At 37.8% G+C, this 19,267-nt stretch carries 19 protein-coding genes; 8 read left to right on the top strand and 11 right to left on the bottom strand.

From position 1 onward, the window contains the following. Positions 1 to 233 precede the first annotated feature (233 nt). Positions 234 to 1,646: an APC family permease gene (locus AC07U8_RS04935; protein WP_004722537.1), complete on the top strand. Its 1,413-nt coding sequence runs from the start codon at positions 234 to 236 to the stop codon at positions 1,644 to 1,646. Positions 1,647 to 1,720: 74 nt separating this feature from the next. On the opposite strand, the gene AC07U8_RS04930 is transcribed toward AC07U8_RS04935, so the two are convergent. Then, a complete protein-coding gene (locus AC07U8_RS04930; RefSeq protein ID WP_034615631.1) occupies positions 1,721 to 2,278 on the bottom strand; it encodes a flavodoxin family protein in 558 nt (185 codons plus the stop codon). 31 nt (positions 2,279 to 2,309) lie between these two features. Beyond that, positions 2,310 to 3,011, bottom strand: coding sequence for an SDR family NAD(P)-dependent oxidoreductase (locus AC07U8_RS04925; protein WP_171527379.1), 702 nt, complete (start codon positions 3,009 to 3,011; stop codon positions 2,310 to 2,312). Between the two features lie 167 nt (positions 3,012 to 3,178). Between AC07U8_RS04925 and AC07U8_RS04920 the strand changes: the two genes are divergently transcribed. The 3 genes from AC07U8_RS04920 to AC07U8_RS04910 all read left to right on the top strand — a co-directional run bounded on the left by AC07U8_RS04920 (position 3,179) and on the right by AC07U8_RS04910 (position 4,674). Further along, on the top strand, positions 3,179 to 3,580 hold the full coding sequence (locus AC07U8_RS04920; RefSeq protein WP_419355113.1) for a winged helix-turn-helix transcriptional regulator: 402 nt from the start codon (positions 3,179 to 3,181) through the stop codon (positions 3,578 to 3,580). Between the two features lie 102 nt (positions 3,581 to 3,682). Continuing rightward, positions 3,683 to 4,060 (top strand): hypothetical protein, encoded by a 378-nt coding sequence (locus AC07U8_RS04915; protein ID WP_494737426.1) that lies wholly within the window; start codon positions 3,683 to 3,685, stop codon positions 4,058 to 4,060. A 209-nt stretch (positions 4,061 to 4,269) separates the two neighbouring features. Continuing rightward, the gene (locus AC07U8_RS04910; protein WP_494737425.1) at positions 4,270 to 4,674 is read left to right on the top strand and encodes a hypothetical protein; all 405 of its coding nucleotides are present in this window, start codon (positions 4,270 to 4,272) and stop codon (positions 4,672 to 4,674) included. Between the two features lie 43 nt (positions 4,675 to 4,717). Here the strand turns inward: AC07U8_RS04910 and AC07U8_RS04905 are convergent, their stop codons facing one another. The 4 genes from AC07U8_RS04905 to AC07U8_RS04890 all read right to left on the bottom strand — a co-directional run bounded on the left by AC07U8_RS04905 (position 4,718) and on the right by AC07U8_RS04890 (position 8,928). After that, the gene (locus tag AC07U8_RS04905; protein ID WP_494737424.1) at positions 4,718 to 5,197 is read right to left on the bottom strand and encodes a tRNA (cytidine(34)-2'-O)-methyltransferase; all 480 of its coding nucleotides are present in this window, start codon (positions 5,195 to 5,197) and stop codon (positions 4,718 to 4,720) included. A gap of 86 nt (positions 5,198 to 5,283) precedes the next feature. Continuing rightward, positions 5,284 to 6,657 (bottom strand): siroheme synthase CysG, encoded by a 1,374-nt coding sequence (gene cysG / locus AC07U8_RS04900; RefSeq protein ID WP_166783263.1) that lies wholly within the window; start codon positions 6,655 to 6,657, stop codon positions 5,284 to 5,286. 81 nt (positions 6,658 to 6,738) lie between these two features. Beyond that, on the bottom strand, positions 6,739 to 8,010 hold the full coding sequence (serS, locus tag AC07U8_RS04895) for a serine--tRNA ligase (RefSeq protein WP_004722550.1): 1,272 nt from the start codon (positions 8,008 to 8,010) through the stop codon (positions 6,739 to 6,741). A 108-nt stretch (positions 8,011 to 8,118) separates the two neighbouring features. Next, entirely contained in the window at positions 8,119 to 8,928 is an 810-nt protein-coding gene (locus AC07U8_RS04890) for an RsiV family protein (protein ID WP_096733414.1), read from the bottom strand. A gap of 359 nt (positions 8,929 to 9,287) precedes the next feature. Between AC07U8_RS04890 and AC07U8_RS04885 the strand changes: the two genes are divergently transcribed. Next, positions 9,288 to 10,151 (top strand): alpha/beta hydrolase, encoded by an 864-nt coding sequence (locus AC07U8_RS04885; protein WP_171497818.1) that lies wholly within the window; start codon positions 9,288 to 9,290, stop codon positions 10,149 to 10,151. 17 nt (positions 10,152 to 10,168) lie between these two features. Here the strand turns inward: AC07U8_RS04885 and AC07U8_RS04880 are convergent, their stop codons facing one another. Then, positions 10,169 to 10,783: a TetR/AcrR family transcriptional regulator gene (locus AC07U8_RS04880; protein WP_096733411.1), complete on the bottom strand. Its 615-nt coding sequence runs from the start codon at positions 10,781 to 10,783 to the stop codon at positions 10,169 to 10,171. 102 nt (positions 10,784 to 10,885) lie between these two features. Here AC07U8_RS04880 and AC07U8_RS04875 point away from each other — a divergent pair, with 102 nt between their 5' ends. Continuing rightward, positions 10,886 to 12,241 carry a flavin-containing monooxygenase gene (locus tag AC07U8_RS04875; RefSeq protein ID WP_494737423.1) on the top strand — a complete coding sequence of 452 codons (1,356 nt, stop codon included), beginning with the start codon at positions 10,886 to 10,888 and terminating at the stop codon, positions 12,239 to 12,241. Positions 12,242 to 12,459: 218 nt separating this feature from the next. Here AC07U8_RS04875 and AC07U8_RS04870 read toward each other — a convergent pair whose 3' ends face one another. From AC07U8_RS04870 to rplU, 4 genes are all read right to left on the bottom strand, one after another. Next, on the bottom strand, positions 12,460 to 13,941 hold the full coding sequence (locus tag AC07U8_RS04870) for a carotenoid oxygenase family protein (protein WP_494737422.1): 1,482 nt from the start codon (positions 13,939 to 13,941) through the stop codon (positions 12,460 to 12,462). Between the two features lie 188 nt (positions 13,942 to 14,129). Continuing rightward, positions 14,130 to 14,825 (bottom strand): outer membrane lipoprotein periplasmic chaperone LolA, encoded by a 696-nt coding sequence (gene lolA, locus AC07U8_RS04865; RefSeq protein WP_004722558.1) that lies wholly within the window; start codon positions 14,823 to 14,825, stop codon positions 14,130 to 14,132. Positions 14,826 to 15,077: 252 nt separating this feature from the next. Beyond that, the gene (gene rpmA, locus AC07U8_RS04860; RefSeq protein WP_004722560.1) at positions 15,078 to 15,332 is read right to left on the bottom strand and encodes a 50S ribosomal protein L27; all 255 of its coding nucleotides are present in this window, start codon (positions 15,330 to 15,332) and stop codon (positions 15,078 to 15,080) included. Between the two features lie 19 nt (positions 15,333 to 15,351). Then, on the bottom strand, positions 15,352 to 15,663 hold the full coding sequence (gene rplU, locus AC07U8_RS04855) for a 50S ribosomal protein L21 (protein ID WP_004722561.1): 312 nt from the start codon (positions 15,661 to 15,663) through the stop codon (positions 15,352 to 15,354). A 430-nt stretch (positions 15,664 to 16,093) separates the two neighbouring features. On the opposite strand from rplU, the gene sdsA reads away from it, so the two are divergent. Next, positions 16,094 to 17,077 carry an All-trans-nonaprenyl-diphosphate synthase gene (gene sdsA, locus AC07U8_RS04850; RefSeq protein WP_209826694.1) on the top strand — a complete coding sequence of 328 codons (984 nt, stop codon included), beginning with the start codon at positions 16,094 to 16,096 and terminating at the stop codon, positions 17,075 to 17,077. 15 nt (positions 17,078 to 17,092) lie between these two features. Next, positions 17,093 to 19,147: a site-specific recombinase gene (locus AC07U8_RS04845; protein ID WP_494737421.1), complete on the top strand. Its 2,055-nt coding sequence runs from the start codon at positions 17,093 to 17,095 to the stop codon at positions 19,145 to 19,147. The last annotated feature ends 120 nt before the right edge of the window (positions 19,148 to 19,267 follow it).

Here is a 19,267-nt window from a genome sequence, read left to right as displayed (position 1 = left end):
ATAGCCTGATGTTTATCTAAACATCGGGCTTTTATCTTGCAGAATGGGCAGTCACTTATTTTTTGATCAAGATGGCACGTTTTCTGCTAAAAAAGCCAACAAAGTTACTGACAAATGTGACCTTTTAGAGTAGATTGGCGCACTTTTGTTTTATTCTTAGGGGGGATCGTTCGTCTCAAACGATCCTTATAAATATGACTGATCCTTGATCAACGATTAAGAGGATAACGCCGTTGACAGATATCTCTGGGACTCAATCCACAGCAAAACTGAAAAAAAATCTTGTGCTGTGGCATATTATCATTATTGGTCTAGCGTATATTCAGCCACTTACCTTATTTGATACCTTTGGTTTAGTGTCAGACGGAAGCCATGGACATGTTCCAACTTCTTATATTTTTGCGCTTGTTGCCATTCTTCTGACCTCTATCAGTTATGGTCATATGATCAAGCGCTACCCTTCGTCAGGGTCTGCTTATACCTATGCGCAAAAATCGATTCACCCAAATGTCGGCTTTATGGTTGGCTGGTCTTCTTGGTTAGATTATTTATTATCTCCACTCGTCAACATTATTTTGGCTGATATTTACTTAAGAGCCTTATTCCCAGATGTGAATAACTGGATCTGGGTCATTGCACTGACGGCAATTATGACTGTGATCAACTTGTTTGGTTCACGTTTTGTTGCTCGATTTAACAGTACCATTGTTGTGGTGCAACTTGCGATCATCTTCTATTTTGTTTATGAAGTTTACTTACTGTTAACTCAGGGTATTTACGCAGATGGCACCTTAAACCCAGATAAAGCTGAATTATGGTCACTTGCTCCATTCTGGAGTGAAATGACTGCAATTGGTGCGTTAATCGGTGGTGCAACGATTCTTTGTTTCTCTTTCACAGGGTTTGATGCGTTATCATCCCTTGCAGAAGAAACCAAAGATGCTGAAAAAACCTTACCAAAAGCAATTTTCTCTACAGCGTTGATCGCGGGTATTATCTTTATTTTTAGTACCTATTTTATTCAGCTATTTTTCCCAAGTAATGCCAATCTTTACTTTAATCCGCTGGATGAATCTCAACCTGTGATGCTTGAAGCACTTGGCAATGCAACCATTCTAACGGCAATTACAGGCATCGCATTTAAAAAGTTAGTGTTGTATTTTGCGGTCATTGCTGTACTGGCTTCTGGTATTTCTGCACACGCTGGGGTATCCCGTTTGATGTATGTAATGGGTCGTGATGGCGTCATTAACAAAAAGATTTTTGGTCACATCAGTCCAAAATTACACACCCCGACTTATAATATTTTGATTGTCGGTGTTGTTGCGTTATCAGCGGGTTTTCTTGACCTTGAACATATTGTCAACTTAATTAGCTTTGGTGCTTTAACTGCCTTTAGTTTTGTGAATTTCTCCGTGATTTCACGTTACGCCTTACGTGATGGCAGAACAAAATCACTGAAAGAAATCATCAATTATGTGGTGATTCCGTCTCTTGGTTTTGCCAGCGTATTCTTGATGTGGTTAGAAATTGATGAAATGGCATTAAAACTCGGGCTTGCATGGGCTGTATTAGGTGTTGCCTATTTAGCCTATAAAACTCGTGGTTTCCGCTACCCTGCACCACAACATAATGAACATGAATAATAGATTATTGCATATGTAATCAAATAAGAAAGGCGCTTTATGCGCCTTTCTTATTTTAGTCATATCAACTGCAATTATGCTGCAATAAATTTTTCTGTAATCGCTTTGATTCGTTTTGCATATTGTTTTGCAGTCTCTAAATCACCGCTTGGAATCTCATCTGTACTGGCATCAGCAGGTGATTGAACCAATAAGCCGACAGAACCGCCTAAGCTGTTCACATCCTGACGTGTAGCGCTTTTAGTGTTTGATGGTGCCAAACCAAGACTGACCCAAATACCACCATGTTGTGAAGCCAAGGTATGTAAAGAAATTAATGTCACCTGCTTATCGCCATTTAAACTTGCGCTGTTGGTAAAACCACCGAAAACTTTATCTGCCCATGCACGAGTAAACCAACGCTTAGAAGATGCATCCGCAAATTTTTTAAATTGCCAAGGTACACCGCCCATATAAGTTGGCGCACCAAATACGATTGCATCTGCGGCATCTAAAGTGTCCCAATCCTGATCTTGAATATTGCCCTCTTGATCCACTTCGATGAGCGTTGCCTGAATTTCATTGGCAAAAGTTTCTGCAATGACTTTGGTATGGCCATAACCTGAATGATAAACAACAGCGATTTTTGACATGATAAGTCCTCTGATCTAGATGATAGGTATATTAATGTTTGATATAACTTGGAGGGGTTGCAGTTAGACCTTGTTTGAGTTGTTGGGTAGATTCCCCAACCAACACTTCAAAGGCATTTTGTTGAATTCCATCAAATACGTGTTGCGCCACTGTATGTGGTGAAATTTTGGCAATATCGAGTGACTGGGTTAAATCTGTGTCGATAAAACCGACATGTACCCCCATCACATGAACATTGGCTTTAGCTAACCATTGCCGAGTTGAATTGGTAAATGACCATGCTGCCGCTTTAGAAATCGCATAACTGGCTAGCATCGTACTGGGTTCCCAAGACACATCCGATAAAATATTGACGATATAACTTTCCGCATGGCTTGCTAAAATTGGAGAGAATTGCTGAGTCGTATTGATCACACCATAAAGATTGGTGTCTAAAACCGTCCGTGTCACTGCTGCAATATTTGCGTCTACAGGACTTTCATTTAAGCGTGCAATACCTGCATTGTTGATTAATAGATTGACATCACCACATTCTGCAACAGCTTTTTGAATAGATACGGGATCTGTAACATCTACAACAATCGGAATAATACCCTGTTGATTAAAATCTTGAAGATTACGCATTCCTGCATAAACTTTCTTGGCGCCACGTTGTATCGCTTGCTGGGCAAGCGCTAAACCTAGACCACGATTTGCACCCGTAATAAAAACGACCGCATCTGTTATTTTCATTAAAACCACGCTCATAAATATAAAACGGTCGATCAACGCTATCAATCAGCAGAAGTTGTATTGACCTGATTAATTTATGATATACTTTTGAAATCTAGTATCAATTAGTTACTACATAGTAACTGGTCATTTCTTGTTTATAACTTTCCAAATTGAGGTAAAGATTGATGACTAATACATTCAATTTTAATATTTTTCATCCAAATTGCCCGGCACGATCTTTTTTTGAAAAATTTGCAGATAAGTGGGTTTTGATGATTATTTATCGACTTCATCAAGATTCTCAGCACTTCAATGAACTGAAAAAAAACTTAACAGGGATCTCACCTAAAGTGCTTTCTCAGAAATTAAAAATTCTGGAAAGAGATGGATTTATCACCCGTACAATTCATGAAAACAATGTGATTCGTGTTGAATATGCATTAACCTCTCTAGGCTTTGAGTTTGCTCAAACTGCTTTATCATTTAAGCTCTGGGCTGAAGGCAATGTGCAACATGTCATTCGTGCTCAAAAACAATTTGATGCCATTCAAGCAAAAAATGAGCCAGCACTGTTGCAGGAAGCCTAAACCTCAACACTCTAAATATGACTTATACTCAGCTCGCTATGTTGTAAGCATGATATCAACTCAGCGTCATTTGAATAAAAACATAGCAAAGAGGACAAAATAATGAAAATTACACTGCTCTTTCTGCTGACAATATCCAGCCATAGTGCGTTTGCGTCCTATGAAAACTCTTGTGATTTAGAGGTTAAACTTTTAGAAAACACCTCTACACGTACGCTATATATCAATAAAGATGGCTTAGGTGAAATTGAGGAAACAACACTCAACATAAAAGGTATTGTAAAAAAAGCGCAAGCTGCTGCCCGAGCAGATAGTGGTTGTCAACACTATATCGGCAAAGTCTTAGAAGAAAATTTAAGCGATTTTCCGAATCGCTCTGAATTTAAAAAAGGACAAAAAATTAAACTGAATATCTTAATCACAGATTATAAAGGTATACCGAAATCTGAAAAAGTGACCTATTTAGGACCAGATAAATAATTAATCAGCTCTGCTATGAAATCAGTCCAATACATGCTGTGATCTTTTGCACAAAGACACTTTGATACAATTTAAGCAGTAAAGAGTCATTACCTTTGCATGAATCATCAATTCCAATGCTATAAGTACAATGTGCACTCAACTAAAAATTTTACCTAGTGCATTACACTTAACATCTTATAAATAAAACATGTTAAATGGGAAAAATAATGAAAATACTATTCCTCTTTATCCTGACACTATGCAGCCATCGTGCGTTTGCTTCTTATGAAAACTCTTGTGATTTGGTGGTCAAGCTTTTAGAGAATACGACTATAGAGACCTTAGCTGTTGCTAGAAGCGATGGACTCCCACACAGGAGTCATGTCCATCTTATTTCCTTTAAAGACCTTGTAAAAAAAGCACAGGTTTCTCATCGGGCTGATACAGGCTGTCAACACTATTTAGGAACGGTGTTAGAAGATAAGATCATCTCAGACATTCGCTACACAGCGAAGAAAGGACAAAAAATTAAAATAAATATTCGGATTAGGGATTTTAAAGGCAAATCCCAATCGGATGAAATCGTTTATTCAAGTCAAATTTCCTTGATCCGTCCAAAAAGGCAATCATAAATGAATATGAATAAAAACCCATCTATACAATGGGTTGTGATTTTTATTTTAATTCTTTAAACCCTTGCTGACGCCATGCTTCATATAGAATCACTGCAGTGGCATTCGATAAATTTAGACTACGTGAATTCGGTGCCATAGGTAAACGAATCCAATGCGCCTGAGGGAACATCATACGAACATCTTCTGGTAAACCACGTGTTTCTGGCCCCATCAATAAAGCTACAGGTCGATTTAAATTTGAGGTATGTGGTGTTTCATTACCTTTGGTGGTTAAAGGATAAATCGCATCAAGATCAATCCCCTGCACCTTTAAATGTGCCAAACATTCAGCAAAGTTTTCCCAAACTTTCATATGTGCCCATTCATGATAATCCAATCCTGCACGGCGCAACTTCTTATCATCCAGTTCAAAACCTAAAGGTTTGACTAAATGTAATTGTGCACCTGTATTGGCACATAAACGAATGATATTCCCTGTATTTGCAGGAATTTCAGGCTCGTATAAAACAACATGAATCACGGGAGATCTCTACTTATCAGAATACAACCTAAGTCCTTTAAAAAAGACCATGTCTGTTTTTTTTTAAAGGAAAATTTAGGCAGATATTATTGCCACTGTAACTGTTCGCGTAAACTCACCACTTCACCAATAATGGTCAAAGTAGGCGCTTGAATATGGTTTTCTTCAACTTTTGATGCAATATCTGCCAAAGTTCCAACCACCACCTTTTGATCCGGGGTTGTCCCTTTGGAGATCAAAGCCACTGGCATATTTGGACGTTGACCATGTGATATTAGGTTTTCACAAATTTTTTCTAGTCCCACCAAGCCCATATATAAAACCAATGTCTGATTTTCATAAACCAACTCATTCCAAGGTAACTCAGGTGAACCTTCTTTTAAATGTCCCGTCAAAAAACGAACGCTTTGTGCATAATCACGATGTGTAAGCGGAATCCCAGCATAAGCTGAACACCCTGATGCGGCGGTAATGCCCGGAACAACTTGGAACGTAATATTGGCTGCAAAAAGCTCTTGAATTTCTTCACCACCGCGACCAAAAATAAATGGATCACCACCTTTTAGACGGCAGACACGTTTGCCTTCAGTGGCATATTTGACCAGTAATGCATTAATCCCATCTTGTGGCACAGAATGATTTGAACGTGCTTTACCCACATAGATTTTTTCAGCATCACGACGACACAATTCTAAAATCGCGGGGGACACTAAGCGATCATAAATCACCACATCCGCTTGCTGCATCAATCTAAGTGCTTTTAAGGTTAACAGTTCTGGATCACCTGGCCCTGCACCCACCAAATAAACTTCACCTTTTGGTTTTTGCCATTTTGTTAAAGCTTGTTCAATTAGACGATCCGCCTCTATGAGATTGTCATTAAACACCTGCTCTTTTAAAGGGCTGGCATATAAATCTTCCCAAAATATTCGACGTTCATCAGGATTAGTAATCTGTTCTTTAACTGCTTTACGCCATTTCCCAGAAAAATCAGCAAGTTTACCCATTCCATGTGGAATAGACGCTTCAAGCTGGGTACGAATCTGGCGAGATAAAACAGGAGAAGCACCATTGGTGGCAATTGAAACCACCATTGGTGAACGATCAATGATCGCCGGCACCATAAAGCGACAATGTGGAGGATCATCAACACTGTTGACCAACACATTTAAATCTTCACAAGCTTCAAAAACAGCTTGATTGACAGCTTTATCATTGGTTGCAGCAATCACCAAACGATAGCTACTTAAGCTCATTTGAGGATCAAATTTATCGGCATGATATTGCCCATGAGTTGAATGGACAATATCTAAAAGGTTTTGCTCTATATCTGGTGCAACCACATGAATTACAGCACCTGCTTTTGCAAGTAATACTGCTTTGCGATAAGCAATATGCCCACCACCCACAATCAGACAAGGTTGCCCTTGTAGTTTTAATGAAATTGGGAAAATTTCCACAGTGTTCCTCAAAAGTTCAAATCTGATTGTACTAAGCAATATTTATGCACAAAACTGAACTAAATATCGAGTTTTCGACATTTAATCGATAAATGTTGCACCAGCCATGTACGGGCGTAACACTTCTGGCACTTCAATAGAGCCATCGGCACGTTGGTAGTTTTCCATCACAGCCAATAAAGTACGACCTACAGCCAAGCCAGAACCATTCAAGGTATGTACCAGCTCAGTTTTCTTTTGGTCTGCACGATAACGCGCCATCATACGGCGTGCTTGGAAATCGCCCATATTTGAACAAGAAGAAATCTCACGATATGTATCTTGGCTTGGTACCCAAACTTCTAAATCATAAGTTTTACACGCACCAAAGCCCATATCGCCACCACATAAAACGATTTTACGATATGGTAAACCCAAAGCTTGTAAGATCCCTTCCGCATGACCTGTCAATGCTTCCAAAGCATCCATTGAATCTTCAGGCTTTACGATTTGAACCATTTCAACTTTGTCGAATTGGTGTTGACGGATTAAACCACGAGTGTCGCGACCATAAGAACCTGCCTCACTACGGAAACATGGCGTATGCGCAGCATATTTCAACGGTAAACGGTCAGCATCGATGATTTCATTACGGACAAAGTTCGTCACTGGAACTTCTGCAGTTGGAATCAAATAGTATTCTTTTTCGCCTTGTAATTTAAACAAATCTTCTTCAAATTTAGGCAGTTGACCTGTACCACGCAATGAGTCTGCATTGACAAGATAAGGGACATATGCTTCGGTATAACCATTTTTCAAGGTATGGGTATCCAGCATGAATTGGGTCAATGCACGTTGTAAACGCGCCAATGGGCCTTTCAATACGCTGAAACGCGTGCCCGTTAACTTGGTTGCAGTTTCAAACTCCAAACCACCCATCATTTCGCCAAGGTCAGTATGGTCTTTGATTTCGAAATCAAATTGGCGCGGTGTGCCCCATTTTAATACTTCAACATTATCACTTTCATCTTTCCCTTCTGGTACAGACTCATGTGGCATGTTTGGGATAGAGAGTAGTTTTGCTTCTAATTCAGCTTGAAGTTCATTCAATTCAACTTCAGCAGCTTTAATTTCATCACCAATCGCACCCATACGTGCCATGATTTCTGAAGCATCACCACCAGATTTTTTGATTTGACCAACTTGTTTCGCACCCGAATTACGCTCTGCCTGTAAGTTTTCAGTTCTAGACTGAATTTCTTTACGGCGAGCTTCTAGTGATGCCCATTCTTCAACGTTGAGTTGTACACCACGTTTGGCTAAGGCTAAGTTTACAGCCTCGATATTATTTCTGATTAATTTCGGGTCGATCATAGTCAATCTAAAGGGTAAGAAAAAAACTGACTATAGTGTAAGCTCTTCACTGTAAAAAATACAGTGACAGAGCATTAGACATACATGAATTGTATGATTTGAAGACAATTAAGGTGTAACAGGTTTTTCTACAGTCGCTTCGACTTGAGGTAGACTTGGTAAATACTCAGCTTTAATCAAATCTTTTGCCACTTGATACGGCAGCTTTAACTCAGGCATACCTTCTGCATAAGAAGTAAGTTCATATAATGGATAAACAAAAACCAGACCATTTACACCATAATAATAATTATCGCTTAACTGTAATTTATCACGCGTAATATCTTTTTGAATCAACCAATTCGCATTGGCATCATAAAGCTGTTCAGCAACTTTTGCCTCCACGTTTGGTTTAAGAATATCAGTTAAGGCGAGGCGCTTTTGCGTGCTTAGATCGAATGTCACATATTCATTGTGATACATCCCATGCGCTGCACCTGCTGCATAGGTATAAGTCTGGATCACAAAAGTGGCTAAATTATTTTGTTGTGAAATAAAACGAACATAGATTGAATTTTGATTTAAACCTTTAGGTGAAGATTGTGCTTCACTTTCAGCTTGGGCATGATTTTGATCTTTCTCAAATGCCCCAGGTACATCTTTTTTAATGCGATTTAGAAAATACTCATCTAGCCAAGGCACATTACTTTTAACAGTCTGCAAATCATATTGGGTACAACCATCTTCATCACAAAACTGTTTTTTTACTACATTGACGCGTTCAACTTTGGCTTGAATCAGTGGTATTTGTGCAGTTTTAGTCGATGATACATTTGCTTGTTCTATTTGTGACTCGGGTTTCTCTTGACAACCAGACATTATCAAGACGGTTAAAAATAGTCCAGATGCTAATAAGCTTGATTTTAAATTCACATGCATGATCATGTCTTTCAAACAATTATTACGATAAAGCTATCATAAATCTTGTCAGTCAAAATAAACATTATGAATTGTTAATTCAAATTTTTACTTTCCTTATTCTTTTATTTAATCATACCAATTTCTTTAACAAACAAAAAACGAAATCAATCTAAAACATTGGGTTTTAGCCGTTGCATTACTTTCCTTAATATTTAGCTTAAAAATTGTACTCAATATTTCACCATGCAATATTTTAATTTTTAAGAAAGTTTATACCCCCATGAAAAATAAAACCTATAAAAGTTGGATTTATGTACAAATTTTAGCTTATTATAAAATATCAACTTACAATAATGAAACCAATCAAGGATGAGGCCATGCAAGCTATTTCACACAACATTCCAATACAACACGATCAAATTCAAGCTGACCTATATGTGAATGACCATCCCAATACCGCAACTATCGTCATGGCACATGGGCTTGGTGGAGAAAAACTTTGTGGATTAGCTAATTTTGCTGAGCATTATCATAAACTTGGCTTTCAAGTTTGTGTTTTTGACCATCGCGGTTTTGGACAAAGCACAGGAAAAATTAAAAACTTAGTCGATAAGAATAGTCAATTACAGGACTGGAAAGCTGTTATCGATTTTTTTAAGACCCACTACAATTTAAAAGATGATCAGTTAATCTTATGGGGCTATTCATTTAGTGGTGCGCATGTCCTTACACTTGGTAGTACAGCAACCTATAAAGGCATTATTGCTAATTTCCCACATGTAGATGGTTTAGCAAGTTTGACGCTTTATCCAAAAAAGTATTTACTTTTAGCTTTATTGAAAGCAATACAAGACTTGATTTATATTCCCTTTGGTAAAGTCAAAACCATGCCTGTCGTTTCTGAAAATCGCTTTGCAATATTAGCTGGTGAAGACTGTCATGATGGCTATCATTCAATTATTCCAAATGATGTAACTTGGGAAAATGCAGTACCAGCACGCATTGTTGCTACAATTGGATTTTACCGCCCAACAACTGTTGCTCATAAAATAAAATCTCCAACATTGGTGATTGGTGCAGAGAATGATTCACTTATTCCAATAAAATCAACACGAAAGCTTGCTCAAAAAATTCAAAATAGACAATATCATGAAGAAAATTGTGGTCATTTTGAGTTATTTCACGAACCTTATAAAAATCGTATTTTAGTGATACATACAACTTTTCTGAAAAGTCTATAATCAGAAAAATCATCAAATCAATCAATTTTATGACCTTTACTTTTTAAATACATATGACAAAGATCCACCACCTCTTTCTGAATATCAGTTGTAATATATTGATATTTATAAAAACTATGCTTCATTAAAGAAAAAATCATTTCGGTTAGATATACCATTTCTTCAGGTTTTGCAAACAATAAAGGCTCGGTTTTATTCTTAAGTAATTCAATAATATCGTAGGCAATTTTCTCAATGACAATTTCAAGCATATTAAAGCCATCCACATTAACTGGACCACCAAGAATTAAAATACTGGCCGCTTTATTGCTGTTATAAAACAAAGAGGCTTGTAGTATCAAATCTTGGGTAATTTCCTTAGTATTCCAATTCTGATAACGATTGTTCCGAATATTGATAAATTTCTGCAAACTGTCTAAATATTGCTTAATAATCAAAATAAAAAGATGATTTACTGTTGGAAAATATTGATAAATGTGAGCTTTTGGGACATCAGATTGTACCGATACCTCTGGAATCGTACATACATGAAATCCCTGACGCTCTAAAATTGAAATCGCCGTTTCAATTACTTTTTCGAGCCGTTGTTGACTTCTTTTTTGTACAGGGAGTTTGATCTCATCCAGTAACATTTTTATCGTCCCACATACTTGATGGTTAAAAATAAATCTATTATATTTAAATAAAACCAACTGTAGTTGGATTTTATAAAAATAATTTCCAAGGATAGTATTATGAAAACAGTATGTATCATAGGTGCAGGACCATCAGGAATTTCCGCAGCAAAAAACTGTAAACAAAATGACATTGCTTTTGACTTGTATGAAAAGAATGACAAAGTTGGTGGCAACTGGGTGTTTAACTCGGCAACAGAACACTCATCGGTTTATGAAAACACACATATTATCAGTTCAAAAACCATGTCTGAGTTTGAAGATTTCCCAATGCCAGATGACTATCCAGACTACCCTCGACATGATCAATTACAAAAGTATTTTGAAGATTATTCCAAACATTTTGAAGTATACGATCAAATCAAGTTTCATCATACTATTGACCATATTAAAAAAAATGATCGAGGCTTATGGTCGGTAGACTATACTGATGCCGAAGGCAATAAGAACAATAAAATCTATGACTACCTCATGGTCTGTAATGGACACCATTGGTTCCCTAAATATCCGACTTATGATGGTGAATTTACAGGGAAATGGATGCACTCGCACGACTTTAAACGTGTCACAGATGATTGGCGTGAAAAGAAAATTTTGGTAGTTGGTGCTGGAAATTCAGGTTGTGATGTTGCTGTTGAATCTACTCGAGTCACCAAAGATGTTTATATCTCTATGCGTAGCCCACAATGGTTTGTACCTAAGTTTATGCTTGGACATCCTGCAGATATTTTAGTTAAGGCTCTTGCAAAATTTTCACCAAGAATGCGTCAAAAAATACTAACAAAAATGGTCAAAGCTTTCACTGGAAACTATGCAGACTTTGGGTTACCTGTAAATAATAAACCAATACTTTCACAACACCCGACTGCAAATTCAGATTTTATTGACTATGTCCGTCATGGCAAAATCAAACCCAAGCCCAGTATCAAACACCTAAATGGACGTGAAGTAGAGTTTAGTGATGGTACTAAAGCTGAATTTGACATTATCTGTTGTTGTACTGGATTCTGGACTGTATTCCCATTCTTTGACAAAGACTTTATTGACTTCCAGCATGCAGCAAAAATTCCGCTTTATCGTAAGATGATGCATGCAGAGCATGAAAACCTATACTTTATCGGATTATTCCAACCACTTGGTTGTATTTGGCCTTTATCTGACTATCAAGCGGCTGTTGCTTGTCAGGAGATTATGGGCAACTACAAACGTCCAAAAGATATGAGAAAAGCCGTTCAATATGAAATGGATCATCCACATCATCCTTTCGAAGGTGGTCAACGCCATGCAGCCGAAGTCGATTACAATGACTTAAGAAGTGAACTGGTAGCCGACCTAAAAACTTCGGGTGTAAATATTCCTGATCGTAAAGTAAAAGTCACTTTGAAACAGTTACTTGGTTCCTTATTTGCAGCTTAAGACATAAACCCGTTAATTCATCATCATAAAAAGTAAACAAGTGAAATGCTTGTTTGCTTCAATCTATATTCATTTAAATTAGAAATTTATGTATTCAAGACAGCTCAACAGAGTAAAAATTATATAAAAAAACATAGGCTTGAATTAAATAAGAGTATAAACCAGCATTTAAATAATCATTAATTTCTGTATTTTAATATTTGAAGGAGTGCTAAATATTACGCATTACTATTAACCACTGCCAAATCTACCCAATTACAATGAAACCCCAGTGGTATATGTACGCCCAAATCAATTTCAGCTTGTGGCTGAATTTCCAATCCATTTACTTTTAAAATAACAGCTTTGGCTGCTTCTCCCTCTACATGATGCAAATAGGCCATCAAATATCCATGCCCTTCTGCACTGTGTTCATGCTCAGCCACAAAAGTGACTTCACCAATTGCCCACTGTATACCAAAATCATAACTCACAGATGTTTGCATTTCTAAATCATGAATATATAAACAATTGAACAATGCAGTTTCAGCAAAACCCAAAGTGTATAAATAGCGATATGCAACCCCAGTAAAACGCGCATCAATTTTCGGAAATTCTTGAATTCGGGAGTCGAGTACAGTTCTATGTAGCGTTTGTAAGCTTAAATCAATGCGCCAACGTTCTAACTGTGCATGTTGCAATTCATAAGCTGCGTGTTGGGAATGTTCAAAATCGTCCTGATGTACCAAAACATCTAAAATAATTCCATTTTCATGATCACGAAAAGCATTTGCTGCATGAAAAACAAAACACGGTTCAAGCTCAATCCACTGAATCTGTTCAGCATTTGCATATTTAGGCAATATTCCGATACGTGCTTGATGTTGTTTATTCCATTGATAGGGAACACTTGCGCCATGCAATAATCGAGTCATTGAAAAAGTAAGCGGAAAATCAAAAACCAAAACTTCATGTTGTGTAATGAGACAATCATGAATCATGGGACCATGTTGTAATAAAATTTGCGTCACATGAATTAAATCACCATGTTGATCAATCACTTGGTAATAGGCATTTTTACGATCTAAGGCATCATAACTAATCGCATGTAAATGCCCTGTTTTAATATCTTTACGAGGATGTGCGGTAAACGGTAAATCAGCATCACTATTAAACAACTGATAACGTTCTGCATTTAACTCATCATCTAGGCAGATCGGAAACGCGCCAGCTTCAATCACCGCCCAAAGCTTTCCCGCATGTTTAAAAATGTTGGTATTTACAACATCATGTGCACCACGGCGAAAGCCGCCTATTGCTGGTTGTTGTTTATATTGCTGCACCGTATCTGTGGCCAGCATACTGCTTTTAAAGCAGATTGCTTTACCCGCTTGTAATTTAAGCGCGTGAATCATTCCATGACCAAGATACCATTCAAATAATGAAGGCTTTGCGACATCAATCGGATTTGAGCCAATTCTTAACAATACACCATTTAAATGCGATGGGATAATTCCTGATATTTTTAAGGTGGTTGTAAAAATTTCGTCAACTGGCTGGTAAAGCTTTTTGTGATAAAGATTCACTTCCTTCTCACGACGATGTCGTCTTAAAAATCGCCCAATCATGCAGATTAACTTTTGCCTCAAAACATTCAAAAATGACTTTTGCGCAGTCATCTTTGGGTAATGTTTGAGTTTCAATTGTGTTTTGCGATACATACAGCATCTCAGTTTTTATATTCAAACCCTTGTTTGAGCATAGAATAATCTTGTATTGAAAGCTACCGTATTCCTTGAAAGACATTCATCCTTCGCCTGATCAACATGGCTAAGTCTATTGCTGTGTTCTGTTTAATCGGCATAAAAAAAGCAACCTTACGGTTGCTCTTCTATTCAATCAAAATCGTTTATTGATCAATAATGTCTGTGCCTTTAGGCGGCACAAAATTAAAGGTAGATGCAGGAATAGCGGCATTAACCTGTACATTGTTAAAACGCACAGTGGTTGTTTGACCTAAAGAATCTTGCAAGATCATTAAAGTCGGTGCATTTTTCGCCCCAAAACTAATCGTCAAGCTTTGGAAAGCACCATCTTTTTGTTTTGGATACAAGGTATAGTAAGTTTTACCTGCATTAGGCTGAGTAATACGATAAGCCTTTTGAATTTGCTCAGTATTACCACTGAGTAGTAATGCTGGTGTATTGGCAACCTGCTCATCTAAACTTTGGCGTACAGCCTGCTGTAAGTCAGGATCATAAATCCACACTGTACGACCTGCGGTCACAATAGTCTGTTTTGCGGGTGTCGTGGTTTCCCAATAGAATTTACCAGGACGTTCAACCTTCATTGTACCTTTAAAGGTTTGATTCATATGCTGAGCGGTCAAACCCTTTTTCTGTGCTACTTTACCTGTTTGAGTCGCTTTTGTGGTTTGCTCAAAATTTGCAGTAAAGCTTTTTACACCACTGAGTTGTTTAACCAGATTTGCGGTTGCTTGTTGCTCCGAAGCAGCAGTTGCTGCAAAAACTGTTGTGCTCATTACAGGTGCAAACAGCGCTGCACTTATAGCCACTGCACCCATCGTTTTACGAAGCATATTCATATGTTCACCTTTTCTATGTCTGCACCTCAATTAAAATATTCAAATAATCTTTGGCACAGAATGTAATTTATTAGATTGCTTATCTTAAACCAAATTGAGTCAGTAATAATTGAGAAAATAAGAAGTTTTGTATTGTTATTGGTGCAATATGTTGAAAATTATTCATCATGATGAAGATGGGTTTTTCTTTAATAATAAAAAAAAGTGATAAAAAAACCCGCAATAAAGCGGGCTTTTTTGCACTCTTAAAGCTTACGCTTCAACAGATACATAGCGACGGCCAAATTGACCTTTCACTTCAAATTTGATTACGCCGTCAGCAGTAGCAAATAAAGTATGATCACGACCCATACCAACATTTGTACCCGCGTGGAATTCTGTACCACGTTGACGAACGATAATGTTACCAGCAGTCACAGCTTGACCACCGTACATTTTAACACCTAACATTTTAGGATTCGAATCACGACCGTTTTTGGTCGAACCACCGGCTTTTTTAGTTGCCATGTCTATATACTCCTAGTGATTAACCTGCGATCGTAGTAATTTTCAACTCGGTAAACCATTGACGGTGACCTTGTTGTTTACGGTAGTGCTTACGACGACGCATTTTAACAATACGAATTTTGTCATGACGACCGTGACCAACCACTTCTGCAGTTACTTTTGCGCCAGCTACAACTGGAGCACCGATTTGAATGCTTTCGCCATTCACAACCATTAATACATCATCAAATGTAATAGTCGCGCCAGTTTCAGCTTTCAACAATTCTACTTTAAGGGTTTCACCCTCAACAACACGGTGCTGTTTACCACCGCTTTGGATTACTGCGTACATAATGTACTCCAACTTACCCGTGTCGTCGTGCCGATAAAGGAATATATCGATCTTAAGACGAACGCCACTGGGGGTTATTCAAGGGCAAAGATTTTAAGTGATAATGAATTAAACAACAAGTCATTTCCAGCAAATATTATCATTGTATAGAAAATAATCTACACATAATGGTTTTTTTAAGATTTCCCCTTTGATAATATGAATTTTTTTTTAAGATACAGCTAAAATTGAAATAGATTTTTAAAACAAATCCGCTACTATGTAGCTCAAAAGAATGATCGTTTGAATGTTCAATGCTTTATTCATCTTTGGACAAAGAAAGAACAAATCATTAAGATTCAGGCACGATGTCTGCTTTCAAAAGCAACATTCAGACATGTTAATTGTTACACTAGCAACTTATAACGCATTTGCATGAGGCTCCCACCCGATGACCATCGACTTTAAGCAAGATATTCTCGCTCCAGTTGCAACCGACTTTGCTGCAATGGACAAGTTTATTAATGAAGGGATTACCTCAAAAGTTGCTTTAGTGATGGCCGTCAGTAAACATGTTGTTGAAGCTGGCGGTAAACGCATGCGTCCAATCATGTGCTTACTTGCAGCAAAAGCATGTGGTGCAACAGATCTACAGATGGACCCTTATCGTAAACTGGCAGCAATCATTGAAATGCTGCATACCGCAACCTTGGTACATGATGATGTTGTAGATGAATCTGGTTTACGTCGTGGTCGTCCAACTGCGAACGCAACTTGGAACAACCAAACTGCTGTGTTGGTGGGTGATTTTCTGATTTCTCGAGCTTTTGATCTTCTGGTTGATCTCGACAACATGATCTTGCTCAAAGACTTTTCGACGGGCACTTGTGAAATTGCCGAAGGCGAAGTGTTACAACTTCAAGCACAGCATCAACCCGAAACGACTGAACAAACTTATTTAGATATTATTCACGGTAAGACTTCTCGTTTATTTGAGCTTGCAACTGAAGGTGCTGCAATCATTGCAGGGAAACCTGAGTATCGTGAACCATTACGTTTATTTGCAGGTCATTTTGGCAATGCCTTTCAAATTATTGATGATATTTTAGACTATACCTCTGATGCTGAAACATTAGGTAAAAATATTGGTGATGATTTAATGGAAGGTAAACCCACTTTACCTTTAATCTCTGCCTTAGCAAATACCCAGGGTGAACAACACGAGATTATCCGTAAAAGTATCGCAACTGGTGGAACAAGCGATTTAGATCGTGTGATTGAAATTGTTCAGACCTCAGGTGCTTTAGATTATTGTAGTCGTCGTGCCACAGAAGAAACTCAAGCTGCGATTCAAGCTTTGAATCATTTGCCTGAATCTGAGTATCGCCAGGCATTGTATAATTTAGCGCAACTTGCCTTACATCGAATTCAATAAAATTTAACAAGGCTTATGCATATACAATTTAATGATCTTTTCCTCCTTATGCAGGAACAACTCGACGGCATAAAAGTTGTTCCCAATCCTGATATATTAATTGAGTTAATCAATCGTATCAGACCCAGTGACAGCCACAATTTAGAAGAAAGTCAAAATAAATTTGATGCTTTAATTCAAGCACTGCTCACTACACCCAATGCATCTTCCGCATTTCAAGGTTATTTACTCAAGCTGGTCAATCACTATAAACAAGCAGGATTGTATGCAGATAGTGGGATTTTATCTTTAGACGGCTTTTGGAATCAGCTTGGGCAACGTATTGGCGCACATTTTCTACCTTTATTGACAGACGAATCAGATCTCAAAGATTTGGTTGGCAAAGTGTTTCACCAACGTAGTGATAAATATTGGCTGGAAAATATCAGTGAAAAGAAATGGGAACAATTGTTCCGATTACTCAATCAAGGTCATCGTTATAAAAACGATAAATTGGGAATTAAACGCGATATTGTCAAAGCCATTACTGTGCTTTCCTATCGAATCAGTGGTATTGGCTTATATCCTGAATTTATCAATGCCTACCCCGAACTTCAAGAATATGAATCGCCTTTTTTAGTTCAAAACCGTGAAATTGTTGAGTTTATAGAATCGTATAAAAAGCAGCATCGCGATGAAGATGAGTTTGCTGTGGGTATTCCTCCCGATGCAGACCAAGCATTGGTCATGATTGAACAATGTCGTGATGTAGTACAAAAAATTCGTCGAGCAATCAAACGGATTGGGGTGAGCTTAAGTCTGACTTATCTACTCTCGTTACTAGAACAATGTATTGATCGAATCGAACTCTTACTCAATCTTCTTGTAGAAGATGATCAAATTCGTTATCAGCTCTGTGGTGAATTGCTCACTGACTTAGTCAATGCACACTATAGTGAAACCAGTGTTCGCGATTTACTCAAGACCAATAGTGAGTTGATTGCACTCCAAGTCACTGAAAATGCCAGTAAGACAGGCGAACATTATGTAAGTACCGATAAGAAAGGTTTCTTTGGCATGTATAAAGCAGCTGCAGGCGCAGGTGCGATTATTGCAACCATGGCAACCCTGAAAATACTGACTGCACGTTTAGTCCTTGCGCCTTTTTTGCATGCTTTTCTCTACAGTATGAATTATTCATTGGGTTTTATCTTGATCCATGTTTTGCACTTTACTGTAGCAACCAAACAGCCAGCTATGACAGCAGCTGCACTTGCATCAACAGTTCAACACCAAAAAGGTTCAAAAACAGCGCAAATTGCTGAACTTGCTGGACTAATTATTAATATTATTCGAACCCAGTTTATTGCAATTCTGGGAAACATTTCGATTGCGATTCCAACTGCAGCCTTAATCACTTATCTGTGGCAGCTGTCAATGCATGAACCACTTTTGACGCATGCTAAAGCCACAACTTTACTCGCCAGTCTAAATCCATTTACCTCATTGGCAATTCCACATGCTGCAATTGCGGGTGTTTGTTTATTTTTATCGGGATTAATTGCGGGATATTTTGACAATATGTCAGTCTATCGAAAAGTCGGTCCCCGTTTAAAAGCTCACATAAAATTGAAAAAAATGATGGGACAAGCCAGACTGGACAAGTTTGCAGACTATATCGAGCGAAACTTAGGCGCTTTAGCGGGTAATTTTATCTTTGGGATCATGCTTGGAAGTATGGGAACCATTGGTTTTATCTTGGGTTTACCTTTAGATATCCGCCATATTGCGTTTGCTGCTGCCAACTTTATTCAAGGCTTAATGACCATCAATGGTTCACCTGATATTGGCCTTATCATTGTGTCTTTCCTTGGCGTATTGTGTATTGGTTTGACAAACTTGTTTGTCAGCTTCACGCTCACCATTATTGTGGCACTCAGAGCAAGACAAGTTCGTTTTTCGCAATGGAAACCTTTGGCAAAACTTATATTTACCCATTTTTCGACCCGCCCTCTAGATTTCTTCTGGCCGCCAAAACAACCCTTACAACTTGAAGATGAGGCAAACTCACAAAGCAAACTAAATCACTAGGATTTTTGTTATTTTTTGTGCAAATTGTTAAATATTTCACAAAAAGAAATTAGTATAAATTACCTAAATTTACTCACTTGAAAAAAAGTGTACTGGCTAGTACACTTCGGTTGATTAAAT

It is taken from the genome of Acinetobacter sp. GW821-FHT01E09, from assembly GCF_059422385.1.
Note: the sequence above shows the minus strand (reverse complement) of the source record. Positions and strands in the feature narration are given on the sequence as shown.